The sequence below is a fragment of the Pantoea sp. Seng genome, from assembly GCF_009829935.1.
Taxonomy (GTDB): domain Bacteria; phylum Pseudomonadota; class Gammaproteobacteria; order Enterobacterales; family Enterobacteriaceae; genus Pantoea; species Pantoea communis.
Window position 1 is genome coordinate 51,010 of record NZ_SZZV01000014.1, and the last position, 17,623, is coordinate 68,632.

General features: G+C 55.4%; 20 protein-coding genes. 14 read left to right on the forward strand and 6 right to left on the reverse strand.

All coding sequences use genetic code 11. The annotated features are described in order from the left end of the window. Positions 1-2: 2 nt before the first annotated feature. From FD737_RS15425 to fliE, 3 genes are read right to left on the reverse strand one after another with little or no spacing between them, the layout of a single operon-like run. Positions 3-1,049: a chemotaxis response regulator protein-glutamate methylesterase gene (locus tag FD737_RS15425; RefSeq protein WP_160833932.1), complete on the reverse strand. Its 1,047-nt coding sequence runs from the start codon at positions 1,047-1,049 to the stop codon at positions 3-5. Continuing rightward, on the reverse strand, positions 1,046-1,891 hold the full coding sequence (locus FD737_RS15430; protein WP_097118401.1) for a CheR family methyltransferase: 846 nt from the start codon (positions 1,889-1,891) through the stop codon (positions 1,046-1,048). Before FD737_RS15430 ends, FD737_RS15425 begins: the two co-directional genes overlap by 4 nt. A gap of 12 nt (positions 1,892-1,903) precedes the next feature. Further along, complete coding sequence (fliE, locus tag FD737_RS15435) at positions 1,904-2,215, reverse strand: flagellar hook-basal body complex protein FliE (RefSeq protein WP_160833933.1); 312 nt, start codon at positions 2,213-2,215, stop codon at positions 1,904-1,906. Positions 2,216-2,396: 181 nt separating this feature from the next. Between fliE and fliF the strand changes: the two genes are divergently transcribed. The 13 genes from fliF (at position 2,397) to fliR (ending at position 12,774) form a co-directional block, all read left to right on the forward strand. Continuing rightward, a complete protein-coding gene (gene fliF / locus FD737_RS15440) occupies positions 2,397-4,046 on the forward strand; it encodes a flagellar basal-body MS-ring/collar protein FliF (protein ID WP_097118237.1) in 1,650 nt (549 codons plus the stop codon). After that, on the forward strand, positions 4,043-5,029 hold the full coding sequence (gene fliG, locus FD737_RS15445) for a flagellar motor switch protein FliG (protein WP_097118238.1): 987 nt from the start codon (positions 4,043-4,045) through the stop codon (positions 5,027-5,029). Before fliF ends, fliG begins: the two co-directional genes overlap by 4 nt. Further along, positions 5,016-5,708: a flagellar assembly protein FliH gene (locus tag FD737_RS15450; protein ID WP_160833934.1), complete on the forward strand. Its 693-nt coding sequence runs from the start codon at positions 5,016-5,018 to the stop codon at positions 5,706-5,708. The genes fliG and FD737_RS15450 overlap by 14 nt, the downstream gene beginning before the upstream one ends. After that, positions 5,705-7,069: a flagellar protein export ATPase FliI gene (fliI, locus tag FD737_RS15455; RefSeq protein WP_160833935.1), complete on the forward strand. Its 1,365-nt coding sequence runs from the start codon at positions 5,705-5,707 to the stop codon at positions 7,067-7,069. The genes FD737_RS15450 and fliI overlap by 4 nt, the downstream gene beginning before the upstream one ends. A gap of 20 nt (positions 7,070-7,089) precedes the next feature. Beyond that, a complete protein-coding gene (fliJ, locus tag FD737_RS15460; protein ID WP_202404570.1) occupies positions 7,090-7,521 on the forward strand; it encodes a flagellar export protein FliJ in 432 nt (143 codons plus the stop codon). Between the two features lie 2 nt (positions 7,522-7,523). Further along, positions 7,524-8,711, forward strand: coding sequence for a flagellar hook-length control protein FliK (locus FD737_RS15465; protein ID WP_237448808.1), 1,188 nt, complete (start codon positions 7,524-7,526; stop codon positions 8,709-8,711). A 123-nt stretch (positions 8,712-8,834) separates the two neighbouring features. Beyond that, entirely contained in the window at positions 8,835-9,323 is a 489-nt protein-coding gene (locus FD737_RS15470; RefSeq protein ID WP_160833937.1) for a flagellar basal body-associated FliL family protein, read from the forward strand. A 5-nt stretch (positions 9,324-9,328) separates the two neighbouring features. Then, complete coding sequence (fliM, locus tag FD737_RS15475) at positions 9,329-10,339, forward strand: flagellar motor switch protein FliM (protein ID WP_097118243.1); 1,011 nt, start codon at positions 9,329-9,331, stop codon at positions 10,337-10,339. Further along, complete coding sequence (fliN, locus tag FD737_RS15480; RefSeq protein WP_097118244.1) at positions 10,329-10,697, forward strand: flagellar motor switch protein FliN; 369 nt, start codon at positions 10,329-10,331, stop codon at positions 10,695-10,697. Before fliM ends, fliN begins: the two co-directional genes overlap by 11 nt. Beyond that, entirely contained in the window at positions 10,697-10,987 is a 291-nt protein-coding gene (gene fliO, locus FD737_RS15485; protein WP_097118245.1) for a flagellar biosynthetic protein FliO, read from the forward strand. The genes fliN and fliO overlap by 1 nt, the downstream gene beginning before the upstream one ends. After that, positions 10,984-11,715, forward strand: coding sequence for a flagellar type III secretion system pore protein FliP (fliP, locus tag FD737_RS15490; RefSeq protein ID WP_097118246.1), 732 nt, complete (start codon positions 10,984-10,986; stop codon positions 11,713-11,715). Before fliO ends, fliP begins: the two co-directional genes overlap by 4 nt. 10 nt (positions 11,716-11,725) lie before the next feature. Continuing rightward, a complete protein-coding gene (fliQ, locus tag FD737_RS15495) occupies positions 11,726-11,995 on the forward strand; it encodes a flagellar biosynthesis protein FliQ (protein ID WP_097118247.1) in 270 nt (89 codons plus the stop codon). Continuing rightward, a complete protein-coding gene (fliR, locus tag FD737_RS15500) occupies positions 11,995-12,774 on the forward strand; it encodes a flagellar biosynthetic protein FliR (RefSeq protein ID WP_097118248.1) in 780 nt (259 codons plus the stop codon). Before fliQ ends, fliR begins: the two co-directional genes overlap by 1 nt. A 9-nt stretch (positions 12,775-12,783) precedes the next feature. On the opposite strand, the gene FD737_RS15505 is transcribed toward fliR, so the two are convergent. From FD737_RS15505 to FD737_RS15515, 3 genes are all read right to left on the reverse strand, one after another. Continuing rightward, complete coding sequence (locus FD737_RS15505) at positions 12,784-13,308, reverse strand: hypothetical protein (protein WP_097118249.1); 525 nt, start codon at positions 13,306-13,308, stop codon at positions 12,784-12,786. Beyond that, positions 13,274-14,038, reverse strand: coding sequence for a helix-turn-helix domain-containing protein (locus tag FD737_RS15510; RefSeq protein WP_160833938.1), 765 nt, complete (start codon positions 14,036-14,038; stop codon positions 13,274-13,276). The genes FD737_RS15505 and FD737_RS15510 overlap by 35 nt, the downstream gene beginning before the upstream one ends. Before the next feature lie 358 nt (positions 14,039-14,396). Further along, entirely contained in the window at positions 14,397-15,839 is a 1,443-nt protein-coding gene (locus FD737_RS15515) for a flagellin (RefSeq protein WP_160833939.1), read from the reverse strand. 268 nt (positions 15,840-16,107) lie between these two features. Here FD737_RS15515 and fliD point away from each other — a divergent pair, with 268 nt between their 5' ends. Continuing rightward, positions 16,108-17,613 (forward strand): flagellar filament capping protein FliD, encoded by a 1,506-nt coding sequence (gene fliD, locus FD737_RS15520; protein WP_160833940.1) that lies wholly within the window; start codon positions 16,108-16,110, stop codon positions 17,611-17,613. Positions 17,614-17,623: the final 10 nt, after the last annotated feature.

The following is a 17,623-nucleotide window of genomic DNA, read 5'->3' on the forward strand; positions in this document are numbered from 1 at the left end:
ATTTATTTGCGTTGTAGGTTGTTGCTGAAACCGTCGAGTAAACGCTGGCCGACCTGATCCAAATCCACCACCTCACAGGCACCGTTCAGCGCAATGGCTTCGCGCGGCATGCCGAACACCACACAACTGGCTTCGTCCTGCGCCAGCGTCCAGGCACCGGCCTGCCGCAGCGTTAGCAGGCCGCGTGCGCCATCGTTGCCCATACCGGTGAGGATGGCAGCGCTGGCGAGTTTGCCTGCCTGCTGCGCCACGGAATGGAAAAGCACATCCACCGACGGGCGATGGCGATTGACCGGCGCGTTGTCGCTGATCTGCACTTCGTAACCCCGGCTGAGGCGCACGATCTCCAGATGACGATCGCCCGGCGCAATCAGGGCATTGCCCGGCAACAGCGGTTCACCGTGTTCGGCTTCACGTACCGAAATCTGGCACAGTGAGTCCATGCGTTGGGCGAAGGAGCGGGTAAAACCGGCAGGCATATGTTGGGCGATGACGATGCCGGGACTGCTTAACGGCATCTGTGTCAGCACCCGGCGCAGCGCTTCGGTGCCGCCTGTAGACGAACCAATAGCGATAATTTGCGAGGCATCGGTCTTGATGCCAGCCAGCAGCGCACCGGGGGCAGCATTGAGCCGATAGCGATTGGGATTGGCTTTGGCGGCTCCACGAATTTTGTCTGCCAGCAGCGCGCCCCATGCCGCCAGATCGCCGGGCATCTGGTTACCGGGTTTAGGGATAAAATCCACCGCGCCCTGTTCCAATGCATTGAGCGTGGCGCTGGATCCGCGCGTGGTCATGCTGGAGATCATGATCACTGGCATGGGCCGCAGCCGCATCAGTCGGCTCAGAAACTCCAGCCCGTCCATGCGCGGCATATCAATATCCAGCGTCAGCACATCCGGGTTGAGTTGTTTAATCAGGTCACGGGCGATCAGCGGATCGGGTGCCGTAGCCACCATCTCCATATCGGCCTGCTGATTGACGATGGCGCTGAGCATATTGCGCATTAAGGTGGAATCATCCACCGCCATCACGCGTATCCGCTTCAAGGTGCAACCTCCATCCGTTCGTACACTGATTGCCCGCGCAACTGTAGAGGCAGCGTGGGCTGGGAGAAGTGTTCAGAGTGGCCAACAAACAGCAAACCGCCGGGTTTAAGCAGACGAGCGAAGCGCTCAAGCAGCCGCAGCTGGGTAGGAAAATCAAAATAGATCATCACGTTGCGACAGAAGATGGCATCAAAAGGCTGTGGCAGCGGCCAGCTGTCCGCCAGCAGATTGATCTGTTGATAATGGATGTTCGCCAACAGCGCGGGTTTCACTTTGACGTACTCGCGACTGTGACCACTGCCGCGCAGAAAATAGAGGCGTTTCTGCGTCTGATTCAGCATTTGAATGTCGCTAAAGCGATAGATTCCCGCCTGCGCTTTGGCCAGCACATCGGTATCAATATCAGACGCCCAGACGCGTAATCCGCTGCCCAAAACCTGATCCAGCGTGATGGCGATTGAACAGGGTTCTTCACCGGTCGAGGCGGCGGTACACCACACGCGATAATCTTTCGGACGCTGGCGTGCATGTTCCGCCAGAATCGGGAAATGATGCGCTTCCCGGAAAAACGACGTGAGATTGGTGGTCATGGCATTGATAAAAATCTGCCACTCCGGCTGCTCAGGGTGGGATTCGAGCAGGTCGGCATAAGCGGTAAAGGTGTTCAGTTTGAGTTCGCGCACCCGGCGTGAGAGACGGTTAAATATCATCTCTTTTTTTTGTGTATTCACCACAATGCCGGCGCGCTGATAAATCAGTTTTCCCAGACGAATTAATTCAATATCGGTTAATGACAGCGAGCCGGGTAATAAGCGCGCAGCTGTGGTGTTATTTTCATGCATTGCCATCAAGCCTTATACCGGCGTATTCATCACTTCCTGATACGCAGCAATTATTTTATTTTTAGCCTGCATGCCAAAGCTAAATGAAATTGAGGATTTCTGCATCGCCAGCATCACATCGTTAAGGCCGAGATCGCTGCTGCCTGACATCCACTGCTGCGTTTTGGTTTTGGCATCCAGCTGGGTTTTATTTATCTCATTGATACTGTGCAATAACTTATCTGAGAAGGAAGGGGTGTTATCGCGCGGAGATATCGCGCCTGTGACTTGTTGCGCCTGAGATTGAATCTGATCGAGTACGCCTCGTAATAAGCTCGCTGACATGCTTCACGCCCATTGGAATAAGAATACAGATCGGCAGATTAGCATTCGAGGCTATTCATCAGAAAATGCAATAAGACAACACAACTTCGAGCTTATTGCCCATTAATAAATCGCGCTTTCGATGAATAATGATTCTCTGAATATTCCTGATGACCTATTACTATTTTTACAGGAAGGCGGCATGAGTGCCACGTTAAAGGATTTAAATCATCACCCGTCCGCACAATTAAAATCGGTGCTGTTATCGCTGCGATCCAGCCCGAAAATCGCGCTGGCAATTGCCGCAGCGGCCACGCTTTCGGTGGTTATCGCGCTGGTGATGTGGGCCAATCAGCAGAGTTACAGCATCCTGCTCAGCAATATCAGTGATGAAGACGGCGGTGCCATCGTGGCGCAGCTCACCCAGCTGAACGTCCCGTATCGCATTGACGCATCCAGCGGCGCGATCCGGGTGCCAGAAGGGCAGGTGCATGAAGTCCGTATGAAGCTGGCGCAGCAGGGTTTACCCAAGGGCGGTGCAGTCGGCTTTGAGCTGCTGGATCAGGAAAAATTTGGAATCAGCCAGTTCAGCGAACAGGTGAACTTCCAGCGTGCGCTGGAGGGGGAGCTGTCGCGCACCATTGAGAATCTGGGGCCGATCCAGTCGGCGCGCGTGCATCTGGCGGTGCCCAAACCGTCCCTGTTTGTGCGTGAGCAGAAAGCGCCTACCGCCTCGGTGAGCGTCAATCTAATCAACGGCCGCACGCTGGATGAAGGCCAGATTGTGGCGATAACGCATCTGATCTCCAGTGCGGTAACCGGCCTGGCAGCAGAGAACGTCACGCTGGTGGATCAGCGTGGCAATTTGCTGACGCAGAGTGGCATGCGCGGTCTGCAAACCTCACAGCTGAAATACACCAACGACATTGAGTTTGATTACCAGCAGCGAATTCAACGTATGCTGGCGCCGCTGGTGGGTGAAAACAACGTGCGCGCGCAGGTCACGGCGCAGATCGATTTCACCCAGCTGGAGCAGACCCAGGAGCAATATCAGCCGAATAGCGATCCGCAAAAAATGGCGATTCGCAGCCGACAGGCCAGCCAGGCAGAGCAGGGCAACAACAGTGGCACTGGCGGTGTTCCTGGCGCACTCAGCCATCAGCCGCCCACGCCCGCCACGGCACCGATTACCCAGCCATTAGGTGTCAGCGACAGCAAGCGTCCCGCAGGCCAGCCTTTCAATAATCGCAACGACGAGACCACCAATTTTGAGCTGGACCGCACACTGATCCACAGCAAATCCAGCATCGGCCGCATTGAACGCCTTTCGGTGGCGGTGGTGATTAACCATCTGCCGCAGGGCGAAGAGGGCAGCGTGAGTGCGATGAGTGATGAGCAGCTGGCCCGCCTGAATACCCTGGTGCAGGAAGCGATTGGCTATCAAGCCACGCGGGGAGACAGCATCAATATCATGCATGCGCCGTTTAACGGCCTGGTCGATGAGCCTCCGCTGCCGCTGTGGCAGCAGGCGAGTTTCCACACGCTGTTAATGAATCTGTTTCGCTATCTGGTGGTGGCGATCATCGCCTGGATCATGTGGCGCAAACTGGTGCAACCGAGCTGGGAACGCCATCAGCAGACCACGCTGCGCCAGATGGAGCTGGAGAAAGAGGCGCGCGACGAGGCCGCTGCAGCGCAAAAACATGCGGCAGAGAACGATGTGCGCCAGCGTGCTCAGCAGCGTGCGCATACCGAAATTAGCACTCAGCAACTGCGTGAGCTGGCAGAGCAGGAGCCTCGCGTGATTGCGCTGGTGCTGCGCCAGTGGATGAACCAGGAGGGCAGGCCATGAATGCGGCAGATAAGAGTGCGGTGGTGATGCTGACGCTGGGCGACGAGCTGGCGGCAGAGGTGTTTAAGCATCTCAATGCGCATGAGGTGAAGCAGATCGGCGGTGCGATGGTCAACATGGCCGGATTTAGCCATCAGCAAATGGCGGCGGTATTGCAGCAGTTTGAACAGGATTCCAGTGAATATGCCGCGCTCAGCCTGAACACCAATGATTATCTGCGCAGCGTGCTGGTGAAGGCACTGGGCGAAGATCGTGCCAGTTCGCTGCTGGAAGATCTGCTGGACACCCAGCAGGGCAGCAACGGCATGGAAACGCTCAACTTTATGGAGCCGCAGGCGGTGTACGATCTGATTTGCGAAGAGCATCCGCAGATCATCGCCACCATTCTGGTGCACCTCAAGCGCAATCAGGCCGCTGATGTGCTGGGCAAGTTTGAAGACCGCGAGCGCAACGACATCATGCTGCGCATCGCCACCTTTGGCGGCGTCCAGCCTGCCGCGCTGCAAGAGTTGACCGAAGTGCTGAATACCTTGCTGGATGGTCAAAATCTCAAGCGCAGCAAAATGGGCGGCGTGCGACCGGCTGCCGAAATCCTTAACCTGATGAAAACTCAGCAGGAGGCTTCTGCGATTGAAGCGGTGCGCGATTTTGATCAGGAGCTGGCGCAGAAACTGATCGATGAGATGTTCCTGTTTGAGAATCTGATTGAAGTGGAAGATCGCCATATTCAACGTCTGCTGCAAGAGATTGAAAATGAAACTCTGTTGATTGCGCTAAAAGGGGCCAACGAGGCGTTGCGCACCAAGTTCCTTGCCAACATGTCGCGCCGCCAGGCGGAGCTGATCCTCGACGATCTGGCTTCGCGTGGCCCGGTGCGCTTGTCGCAGGTTGAGGCCGAGCAGAAAACCATCCTGAATATTGTGCGCAAACTGGCGGAATCCGGTGAGATTGTGATTGGAGGCAGCGACGATGCCTATGTCTGATCACGCACAATGGCGCCGCTGGCAGCCGGATAACCTGCTGCAGGAAGCGGCGGAAATCACGGTTGAAATCGACAGCACGGCCTCAGAGGCCCAGCGGCAGGCAGATCTGGCGCGCTTGCGTAAACAGGCTGAACAGCAAGGTTTCAGTCAGGGCATGAAACAGGGTGAAGAGGCGGGCCAGCAGCAGGGCTACGAAGCTGGATGGCGCGAAGGGCATGAAGCGGGTCTGGCGCAGGGCATCGAACAGGCCGCAGCACAGCAGCAGGCGCTGTTGCGTCAGGCCGAGTGCTGGCTGCAAAACTTCAGGCTGGCGCGCGAGAATCTCGACAGTGTGATCCCCGGTCGTCTGGTGCAGTTGGCGCTCACCGCCGTGCAGCAGTTGTATGGCCGCCAGGCACAGATCGATCACCCCGCGCTGCTGCAACAGATTCGCCAGTTACTTCAGCATGACGCACTGCTGCACGGTACTATCCAGCTCTACGTGCATCCCGACGATCGTGCGGTGATTGAGCAGGCACTGGCGCAGGCGTTAACTGAGACGGGCTGGCAGCTACACAGCGATGCACAGCTGGCGCCCGGCGGCTGTCGCATTACCTCCGCTGAAAGCGAGTTCGATGCCAGCCTGGAAACGCGCTGGCAGGCGCTGTGCCAGCTGGCGCGTCAGGAGATTGTGCCATGAGCCAGCAACTCAGGCAGTGGCTCGATGCGCTCGACACCATTGAGCACAACATGGCGGCGGTGCCGGGGTTTCGCCAATACGGCAAACTGACGCGCGCCACCGGGCTGGTGATGGAAGCTGTGGGGCTGATATTGCCGATAGGCGCGCTGTGTCTCGTCGAGCGGCAGACCCCGCAAGGCAAAACCGTGGTCGACACGGAAGTGGTGGGTTTCAACGGCCACACGCTGTATCTGATGCCGCTGGCGCAGGTGGAGGGCATTGTGCCTGGTGCGCGCGTGTATGCGCCTGCGCACGATAGCGGCGGCGATAAACAGTTGCCCGTTGGGCCCCAGCTGTTGGGTCGGGTGCTGGATGCGCAGGGCCATCCGCTGGATGGCGGTGCTGCACTGGGCAAACCGCTGGCGAGCCTGTTCACCGCTTCACTCAATCCGCTGCATCGCGATCCGATCAAAAGCGTGCTGGACGTTGGTGTGCAAGCGATCAATGGCCTGCTGACGGTGGGGCGTGGTCAGCGCATGGGCCTGTTTGCCGGTTCCGGTGTGGGCAAAAGTGTTCTGCTTGGCATGATGGCGCGTTTTACCACCGCCGAGGTGATCGTGGTGGGATTGATTGGCGAACGCGGCCGCGAAGTTAAAGATTTCATTGAAAATATTCTGGGTGAAGCCGGGCGTTCGCGCGCAGTGGTAATTGCCGCGCCTGCCGATGTATCGCCGCTACTGCGCATGCAGGGTGCGGTGTATGCCACGCGCATTGCAGAAGACTTTCGCGATCGCGGCATGAATGTCCTGCTAATCATGGATTCCCTGACGCGCTATGCCATGGCGCAGCGTGAAGTGGCGTTAGCCATCGGCGAGCCGCCCGCCACCAAAGGCTATCCACCTTCGGTATTTGCCAGGCTGCCCGCGCTGGTGGAGCGCGCGGGCAATGGCATGGCAGGCGGCGGATCGATCACCGCGTTTTATACCGTATTGACCGAAGGCGACGATCCCCAGGATCCGATTGCCGATGCGGCACGCGCGATTCTCGACGGCCACATTGTGCTGTCACGTCGCCTGGCGGAAGCGGGGCACTATCCGGCGATTGATATTGAAGCCTCAATCAGCCGCGCTATGACCGAGCTGATCCCGCAAGCGCAATATCGCAAGGTGCAGCGCTTTAAGCAGCTGCTGGCCTGCTACCAACGTAACCGCGATCTGGTCAGTGTCGGTGCCTATGCGTCAGGCAGCGATGCGCTACTCGATCAGGCCATCGATCGTTTTCCCGCTCTTGAAGCCTTTCTCCAGCAGGCGATCCACCAACGCAGCGACTACCCGACTGCAATGGCGGCGCTGGCTCAATTATTCCCTGACATCCCGGAGTGACAATGCACATGCGCAATCCCATGGTTATGTTACGTGACAGAGCCGAAGAGACACTGACCGCCTCCACGCAAACGCTGGGGCAGGTGCAGCAGACGTTGCAGCACGCCATGGCGCAGCATCAGCAGCTGCAAACCTATGCAGATGAGTATCAGCAGTCACTGCGGCGGGGCATGACGGGCAGCGGTATGTCGGTGGCGCATCTGGTCAACCATCAGGCGTTTATCGTGTCGCTCAATCAGGTGGTCAGGCAACATGAGAACCAGGTCGATCAGTGCGAACGTGCCGTCGATGGCGCGAAAAAATGCTGGATTAATGACAAGCAGCGCCTGAACGCGTTTGAAACCTTGCTGGCGCGGCGGCAGAGTGATGAGGCGCAGGCGGCCAGCCGTCGTGAGCAGAAGCTGATGGATGAGTGTGCGCAGCGAATCAATCATCTGCGTGGCCGGTTATGACGATGGATATCACGGCACTGCTTAACGGCAAACTCAGCGATGTGTTGAAAACCCGCGAGCCGACTGACGAGGATTTTAGCGAACTGTTACTGGAGAAGCAGGATGGCATGCTGGCGATGGAGGAACCTTTGCTATCGGTATTGGCCACTGCCATTTCCATGCGGAGTTCGGCATCGTCGAATTCCGGGCGGGCGCCAGCGTCTGCACTCACTGGCAGCGACAATCCCCGCTGGCAGTTGCAGCAGTTGATAAGCCAACAGACGGCCAACCTTCACGGATCGGCCCCAGCCGACTCCATCGGATTAGACGACGCCGGGTCTGATGCTACCGCCAGAGCCTTTAGCGCTGGCACGCGCAATATGCTTTTCGCAGACACGGATCGCCTGTCTGTCACGAATACGCGCCATGCACTTGTTGCTAATGCAGATAGTCTGCCTGCCGTGGACACGCGCCATGCGCTTCTCGCCAACGCGAGTAGCCAGCCTGTCGTGAAGACGCGCAGTCCGCTTCTCGCCGAAATGCGCGGCGCGCCCGCCGATCGCTTTAGTCAGCCAGGTTCAGGCAGCCGGTCACCTGTGCCGCAGCCCGAAGTTTCTGCCACGGCAGCCAGCGGCCAACTCGCCGAGCGACAAAGTACACCAATTCTGGCATCGCAAGCTGACACCATAGCGATCACCGAGCTGGGACTCTCCACCAATCATCCTACTCCGATGCCGTTACAGCGAGCGCTGCCCGCGCCAGCAACGGTCACGGTTGCCCTGCAACATCCACCTGAATCCCCCGCGTGGAAGCAGGAATTCAGCCAGCAGATTGCGATACTGAGCCGGCAGGGCGTGCACAGTGCGGAGATCCGTCTGCACCCGGAGAGCTTAGGTGCGTTGCAAATTTCCCTGCGCATGCAGCAAGAACAGGCGCAGATCCATATCGTCAGTGAACATGCCGGCGTACGTCAGGCCATTGAGCAGGCCTTGCCTCAGCTACGAGCGGCGATGGCCGAATCGGGTGTGCAGCTGGGGCAAGCCAGCGTGGGCAATGAGAACCCGCATGCCAATGCAGATGGCCAGCGCGGATCCTCACAGCGACCATCGCCTGACGATGCAGATGACCATCTAGCGGGAGAAGAAGAATCCACCACAGAGTTAATAGCGTCAGCTCCGGGAAATAGTTATGGAATAAATAATTTCGTATAAAAGGGTGAATTAGCCTCAGGTGTGAAATGACATTGGCTTATTCCACTCCATCGGAAAATATTATAATCATGCTCTTCATCAATATTGTTGAGTCTATTAACTCTCACGCTGAGTGTATTCATTATGCAAGAAGAAAAGACCGATAAACCAAAACGTAGCAGCCTGCGAACACTCCTTATTATATTTCTCACACTCAGCCTGGTAACCACCGGTGGCGGTGTAGCCTATTGGTTTTGGCTGGAAAAACAGAGCGTCTCGACTGACGAGCCGAAAGAACCGGTAATAGAAAAAGTGGAGCCGGTCTATGTGCCGCTGAATACTTTCACCGTCAGCCTTAAACCCACCGAGGAAGAAGCTGATCGCGTGCTGTATTTAGGCATTACGGTGAGTTTTATTGACTCACAGTCATCGGCGACGTTAGCGAAATTTATGCCGGAATATCGCAGTCGGCTGTTTATGTTATTCACCCAGCAAACTTTTGAAAAGTTATCAACGGATGAAGGAAAGCATCAGTTGATTGCCGATATTCAAACGGCACTCAGCCAGCCATTGCCACATCAACAGGCAATCACGCCCGCTGAAGTGTTAATTAATGAATTTATTCTGCGGTAAATACTATGTCAGATAGCTTTTTGTCTCAGGATGAAATCGATCGCCTGCTGAATGCCGACAGTGATAGCAGCGCCCCGGTCTCAGACAGTGCAGAAGCCAGTGATATCCGGCCTTACGATCCGCATACGCAGCGTCGGGTGATTCGCGAGCGTCTGCACTCGCTGGAGATCATTAATGAGCGCTTTGCTCGTCAGTTCCGCATCGGGCTGTTTAATCTGCTGCGTCGTGGCCCGGATGTGACCGCTGGCAATATTCACATCCAGTCCTACCACGAGTTTGCGCGCAATTTGCCGGTGCCGACCAACCTGAATCTGCTGCATCTGCATCCGTTGCGCGGCACTTCGCTGATGGCCTTCTCACCGGGGCTGGTGTTTATGGCCGTGGATAACCTGTTTGGCGGCGATGGGCGTTTTCCCACCAAAGCCGATGGGCGCGAATTCACCCCCACCGAGCAGCGTGTAATTAACCGCATGGTGAGCATGGCGCGCGAAGCCTATGAGTTCGCCTGGAGCACCATTTTCAGCATCAAAACCGAGTACATTCGTTCGGAAATACAGGTGAAATTCACCAACATCACCTCATCACCCAATGACGTGGTGGTCACCACCCCATTTGCGGTCGAGATTGGCTCGCATCGTGGCGAATTTAATATCTGTATCCCGTTTAGCACCCTCGAACCGCTACGCGAACTGTTAAGCAATCCGCCGCTCAGCCACTCCCGCAGTGAAGATGCTCACTGGCGCGGCATGCTGGCGGGCGAGATGCGCGAAACCGAGCTGGAGCTGGTGGCGACCTTTGCGCAAATGGAAACCCGGCTCTCATCGGTGCTGCGCATGCAGCAGGGCGATGTACTGACCTTCGACAAACAGGATCGCATCACCGCCAGCGCCGGCGGTGTGCCGATATTCACTGCGCACTACGGGGCCGTGAATAACCAATATGCCCTCAAGGTTGAACAAAAAATTCAGCCTGCATTGTCATCAATAAGCAAGGAGCCACATCCCCATGAGCGATAACCCAACCTCGACGGGCGCTGAAGATCCCTCTATCGACAATCTTTGGGGAGACGCCATGAGCGAGCAGCAGGCTGCCAGCAGCGCGTCGCAAAGCACTGACGATTTGAGCCTGATAATGGATATCCCAGTGAAAATGACTGTGGAATTGGGCCGTACCAAAATGACTATCAAAGAGCTGCTGCGTCTCAGCCAGGGTTCAGTGGTGACGCTGGATGGTCTGGCGGGAGAACCGCTGGATATCCTGATCAATGGCTATCTGATTGCCCAGGGCGAAGTGGTGGTGGTGTCGGATAAATTTGGTATTCGCATCACCGAAATCATCACGCCGTCTGAGCGTATGCACCGGCTAAGTCGCTAATGATCACACACTCTGCTGATGATTCGCTGCTTATGACGCTGCTCGGTGCGCTGGGATTGGTGATTTTACTGATGCTGTTGCTGGCGTGGAGTGCGAAACGCAGCGGCTGGCTGCAGCGTTATCAACGCAGCCATCCGGCCATTAACGTGGTGGCGCGTCTCTCGCTCGGCGCACGCGAGCGGCTGGTGCTGGTGGATATCGGTGAGCAGCGGCTGTTGCTTGGCATCACCGCGCATCAAATCACCTGCCTGAACCAATCACCGCAACCTGACGCTAAGGACGGACGATGAAAGGGCGCGCAGTCATAGCGTTGCTGCTGCTTTTCACCGCCGCCAGCGCCGGGGCCGCCAACAGCGACATTGTCATCGCCCGACCCAACGGTGAAGATGGCTGGACGCTGCCGCTGCAGACGCTGGTGTTGCTGAGCGGCTTTACCTTTATTCCCGGCATTTTGCTAATGATGACGGGTTTCACCCGCATTGTGATCGTGCTGGGGTTACTGCGCAATGCGCTGGGGACGCCCACCGCACCACCGAATCAGGTGCTGGTCGGGCTGGCGCTGTTCCTCACTTTCTACGTGATGTCGCCAGTGCTGAACCAGATTTATGAAAAAGCGTGGCAGCCGCTGCAAAACAACAGCATCACCATGGAAGTAGCGTTGGCGGAAGGGGTTAAACCGCTGCGCGCGTTTATGCTGGATCAAACGCGTGAAGCGGATCTCGCGCTATTTGCACGTATCGCCAAAGCACCGCCGATGAGCGGGCCGGATGCAGTGCCGCTCAGTATTCTGGTGCCTGCCTTTGTCACCAGCGAATTGAAAACCGCTTTCCAGATTGGCTTCACGATATTCATCCCGTTTTTAATTATCGATTTAGTGGTCGCCAGTATTCTGATGGCGCTGGGCATGATGATGGTGCCACCCACCACCATCGCGCTGCCGTTCAAACTGATGCTGTTTGTGTTGGTCGACGGCTGGCAGCTGCTGCTGGGTTCACTGGCACAAAGTTTCTACAGCTAAGGAGCCGCGAATGACACCCGAAAGTGTGATGGTGCTGGGCATGCAGGCGATAAAGGTAGGGTTGATGATTGCCGGGCCGTTGCTGCTGGCCGCACTGGTCACCGGGCTGGCGATCAGCATCATGCAGGCCGCCACTCAAATCAATGAAATGACCATGACCTTTATCCCGAAGATCCTGATGATTGTCGGCGTTGCCGTGTTACTGGGTCCGTGGATGCTGAAAATCTTTATTGAATACATGCGCACGGTGTTCACCAGCATCTCATTCGCGATCGGCTAATGGCGTTTGGCATCCCGTTTGAGCTGCTGACCGCGCAGATTGCCCACGTGTTTTTTATTATGGTGCGCGTGGCCGCGCTGCTGTTTGTCGCGCCGATTTTCAGTGAGAAGGCGATCAGTAAACGGCTGCGGGCTGCACTGGCGCTGCTTATCGCCTTGCTAATTGCCAGCAGCGTGGAAGATGCGCAGGTGGCGTTGATGTCGTGGCGCGGTGCCTGGCTGGTGGTTAAGCAGGTTGTGATCGGTGCCGCGCTCGGTCTGATGCTGCAGCTACTTTTCGCTGCGGTGCGTTTGTGCGGCGAGATCATTGGCATGCAGATGGGACTTTCGTTCGCCACCTTTTTTGACCCTAATAGCGGCAACACGCCGGTGATATCACGTCTGCTCAACCTGCTGGCGATGCTGCTGTTTCTCAGTATCAATGGTCATCTTTGGCTGCTGGCGCTGCTGGCAGAGAGCTTTACCAGCCTGCCGGTGGATGCCGAACCGTTACACGCGGGTGGCCTACGTTATCTGGTGATGCAGGGCGGGTTGATCTTCAGCCAGGGATTGATGCTGGGATTGCCAATCATCACGCTGTTGCTCTGTATCAATATGACGCTGGGGTTGTTGAACCGTTTAACCCCGCAGCTCTCGATCTTCGTGGTGGGTTTTCCCCTGACGTTAGGGGCGGGCATGCTGGCGCTGTTCCTGATGGGCGATACCTTGCCCCCCTTTTTTACCCACCTCACCGCGCGCATGTTTACTCACCTTGAACAGCTGTTAGCCACGCTACGCTAAATAATCTGGCTACCTGATGCAGACATTACGCGCCACGCTCTCTGTACCGGAGGCCAGCACGCGGCCATTGAACAGATACATGGCAATCACGCTGACATCGCCTGCCTGCAAATGCGGGAAGACATACTTTTGCACGTCCTCATCGCGGCTTTTGTCACCCAGGCCACGACTGTGTTGTGTGACGGTGATTTTAAGCAGGTTGTGGTTGAACTCACCGTTAAACCACACTGCACGATGAATCGGAGTGATCGGTGCCGTCAGTTGCCCATCCTCAAAACGCGAAAGCGTGCCGAGATAGCTTAAATGGCCCTGGCTGAAGCCATCGCGATAACTGCGGTAAATCCCCTGCGTCAGCACCCATTCACGCTCACTTTTGATGTCATAAAATGCCAGCGGAAACAGGCACTGGGACTGCTGTGTGGTGGTGGTCAGCCAGCGACCGATCACGGCAGAAAACGCCAGCACAAAGCAACCGATAAACAGCCAGAGCTGCGGGGATTTAATTGACGCGAAAATAGAACGACTCGCATGCATTGTTCGCTTCCTCAAAGGGGTGTTGGCACGCAATCACACCCTGATGTTGCGGATTGTTGGCTGAACTGAGGGTGACGTACAGCACGCTGGCCGCAGGTTTATCCGGGTTCGTCTCCAGTACATAACGGCGATAAGTGCGTAACGTGGTTTCAATTAAGGCGTGCTGCGTGTGATGTCCTTTCGGCACCCAGACGCTGCTGCCAGCAGGGATGGACGGTCCCTGCCAGCTGACAAAATCAATCGGTTTTGGCGTAAGCAGAAAAAAGTGTTGTACCAGTAAAGCCACCAGACACCCGGCAGTGATGCCAGCGACGGTGACGCCTGCTACTCGCCGCCCATTCAGCGGGCTCCGTGCCGGTAGCGAAAGGGGCATTGTCAGTGCGGCGGGTTGCTCGACGGCTGGCGGCGTATTGATGATCAAGCGGTAACCGCTGCGCGTGACGGCCAGCAGGCTAATCTGCTGCTCAAGTTCCAGCGACATCAATGCACGGCGCAGTTTATTGATCATCACGCGCACGCTGTTATCGGTGGCGGCATAACCGGCACGACGCCAGCCAATCTCCATCAGCTGTTCATGCGTCAGCACTTCGCCTTGCGCCTCCGCGAGTGCATACAGGCAGCGCGCGGCGCTGGCGGGCAGCGTCACGGACATATCATCCAGCGTCCGGTTCAGGATGCGCGTACGTCGATCTAATCTGGCCGCCTGACCAAGCAAGATTGTGTTAGGCATAGAGAATTCGTCTATCAATTAGGGTAAAGAGCGGGTCGGTTGTTAATGTTATTTTTGCGCTAACCGCTCCCATTTTTTGCGGCTAAAGAGTGCCAGATTTTCAGCGCTCTCCCGCGTTTATTTTCCCGAAAGTCACCCAAAATCCTCTTAATCATTAAGGTTATTTATTTGATCTAACCCGTAAGATTTATAGAGTTATTTTTTATCGATTATTAACAAGGCTAATGGCCGTTTCACGTTAGTTGTTCGGGTAAAAATGATTAGTATTTTTCATCAGAAAATTGCGGGCAGAAGCAAAAAAGCCCTCCACGGGGAGGGCGAAAAGTGCACGCTGAATGCAATTAAGGAGAGGCACTAATTAACGCAGCAGGCTCAGCACGTTCTGAGGCACCTGATTTGCCTGCGACAGCACTGAAACACCCGCTTGCTGCAGGATGTTGGCGCGGCTCATGGCGGAGACTTCTACCGAGAAGTCCGCATCCTGAATACGCGAACGCGCTTCGCTGGTGTTGATGACGGTAGAGTTGAGGTTGGCAATGATCGAGCCAAAGCGGTTTTGAATCGCACCCAGATCCGAGCGGAAGCTGTTGACGTCGGTCATGGCGCTATCGAGACGTTCCAGCAGATGGTTAGCGACCTTCTGCACTTCATGAGTATCACGCGCACTGGCATCAGCTACCGCGGTAGCGCCGCCTGCGGCATCATCCCAGGTAAAGGATTTCACTTCACCGTCTTTGTTGATGGCGAAGTAATTGCCGTTGTCGGCTTTGAAGATCTGCATCTCGGTATCCGCCATGTCGGCACCGAAGATGTCATTGGACATCTGATTCAGCGTGGCTTCATCAATCAGTTTGCTACCGATTTGCGCGCCGATGCCCTGACTTTTCAGGTTCTTCAGATCGCTTGGGCCATTCTTAAGAATGTCGAAGTCGAGCGTGGTGATTTTTTCTTTCACCGCAATAGTGTCAATTTCAGAAGGATCGCCAGGCGTGGCGTTCGCCTGGAAAGTGATATCCAACTCAACTGCGCTGCCTGGATTAGCACTGTCAGCAGCGAAGAAGCGCAGATTACCTTTGCTGTCTTCCATGGTCACCACTTCGGTATCGGCCACTGCACCGCCGACCAGTGCGGTAATCTTCGCGCGTTCAACATCGTTCAGTTCGAAGGGTTCAGCCATACCCGGAACGGCAAACTGCTCATCCACACCGCGCAGACTTCCCGCAGCAGTAAACTTCGAATCCATCGGCAGACTGTCGATGATTTTCTCAAAGTCTTTAGCAAAGGTATCCAGACCCAGCGAACCTAGCGCCATCTTCGGCAGCTTGATATCAATGGTCTGGCCATCTTTATCACCGATCTGAATCGACAGTTTTTCCTGCGATCCATCCAGCATTTTCACGCCGTTGAAGTTGGTGGATTCGGCGATACGGCCAATCTCATCCAGACGTGCGGTGATCTCCTTTTTGATCGACTCGCGGTCTTCTTTGGAGTTGGTGCCGTTCTTCGCCTGCACCGTCAGTTCACGAATACGTTGCAGGTTTTCATTCACTTCTTCCAGCGCGCCTTCAGTGGTTTGCGCCAGTGAAATGCCGTCATTGGCATTGCGCGTTGCCTGCGTTAAACCGCGCACCGATGAGGTGAAGCGGTTAGAGATGGCCATACCGGCGGCATCATCTTTGGCGCTGTTAATACGCAGGCCCGAAGAGAGGCGCTCAATCGCTGTTCCCAGTGAGTTCTGTGATTTGTTCAGGTTGTTTTGAGCCATCAGACTCAGTGCGTTGGTATTAATGACCTGGGCCATAATCGATATCCTTTTTTCCAGTGAATGCTGCTTAAGCGTGGCAGCGGGAATATGCGTGAGAGGTGACGCATACCTTATTCATCGGGGGAGTCATCAGGTGCTGAAATAATTTTTTGTTTTTTCATGCAAAGGCAAAAAATCACGACAGGTATGCCGCTATATCGAGACTTAAGACGATGGATGAATATCATTGTGTAAATTATTAAGCGAATTCCTGCCGGCACCGATGGTAAAAGTTGATACCCTCGATGAATCAAGGAATTTAAAAATGACGACACCTATTTCAGGATTGGGCGGATCCGGCTTAGATATCCCCGCGCTGATGGAGCAGATTAAAAATGGGGAGAGCAAGAAACTGAATCCCTATTTAAATAAGCAGAGTAAATTTAACGGCCAGGTATCGTCATGGGGAAAAATATCCAATTCACTGGCCTCGTTAAAATCGAATCTGGATAAGCTGCAGAATGAAGGTTTTAACGGTGTCAGCATTGGCGATAATAAAGCTTTTAAAGCCACAGCCGGAAAAGGCGCGATTCCCGACAGCTATTCAGTGATTGTCGAAAAATTGGCAAAAGCACACAAAATTGGCTCGCCGGAGCAGGACAGTAACAGCGCACAGCTGGGGGATGGCTCGGCAACGCGCACTCTGACCATCACGCTGGGCAACGGTAAACCGCTGTCGGTGGAGCTGAAAGATGATGAAACCTCGCTGGCGCAAGTGGCGAAGAAGATCAATGCGCAGAATGGCGATGTCAGCGCCTCAGTGATGCCTGCCGAAGGCGGCAAGTTTCAGCTGGTGGTGACCTCGAAAAAAACCGGCAGTGACGGCCAAATCAAGATGGAAGTCAGCGGAGATAGCCAGCTGGCCGGTGTACTCAACTACGATCCCAAAGCCGCCAATGTGCCGGGAGATCCGGGTTACGATCCAACGCGCATGAAGCAGATCAGCGCTGCGCAAAATGCACTGATGAAAATCGATGGCATCACGGTGGAGCGCAGTTCAAACACCATCAGCGATGCGATTGAAGGCATTACTTTTGAGCTGCGTGAAGTCTCGGAAAAAGATCCGGACGATCCCGGTCAGTTTAAGCCTGAAACGCTGTCAGTGACGGCGGATACTTCAAAAGTGAAAAGCCTGATTGAGGAGTTCATCAATAATTACAACAGCTTCCTCAGTACTTCCGCCAGCGCCAGCACCTATAAGCCACCGGAAAAAAATTCCGATGAGCAGAACAAGCAAAATGGCCCACTGTTCAGCGATGGCACCTTACGCCGTCTGAACAGCCAGATGAAATCGGCTGCCGGCGGCAACTATGGTGAGTCGAGCGAGTTGTATCACTCGCTAGCCAGTATCGGTATCACCGTGAAGTTCGAGGAGTTAAAGCCCGGCGAAGATCGCACCGCGACGCTGGGCACGCTGAGTATCGACAGTAAAAAGCTGGATGCCGCGTTGAAAGAGCACCCGAAAGAGGTGGAAGCGCTGTTCCTTGGTAAAGACGGTGCGCAGGGCATCAAGGGCCAGATGGGCGAGGTGTTCAAAAGTTATCTGGGCGATAACGAGTCGATCCCCAAAACGGAAGGCACCATCGCTTCGACTGTTAAAGGGCTTAAAGATCAAGAAGCGCGGGTTGTGAAGCAGATCGAGCGCATGGAACAGCGCATCGAAGAGAGCCTGAAGCGCCAGCAGAAAGAGTTTATGCGTCTGGATAAAGCGATGACGGATATGCAGGCAATGAGCAATCAGTTGCAGGGTGCGCTGGCAGGATTAGGCTGAGGAACGGGCG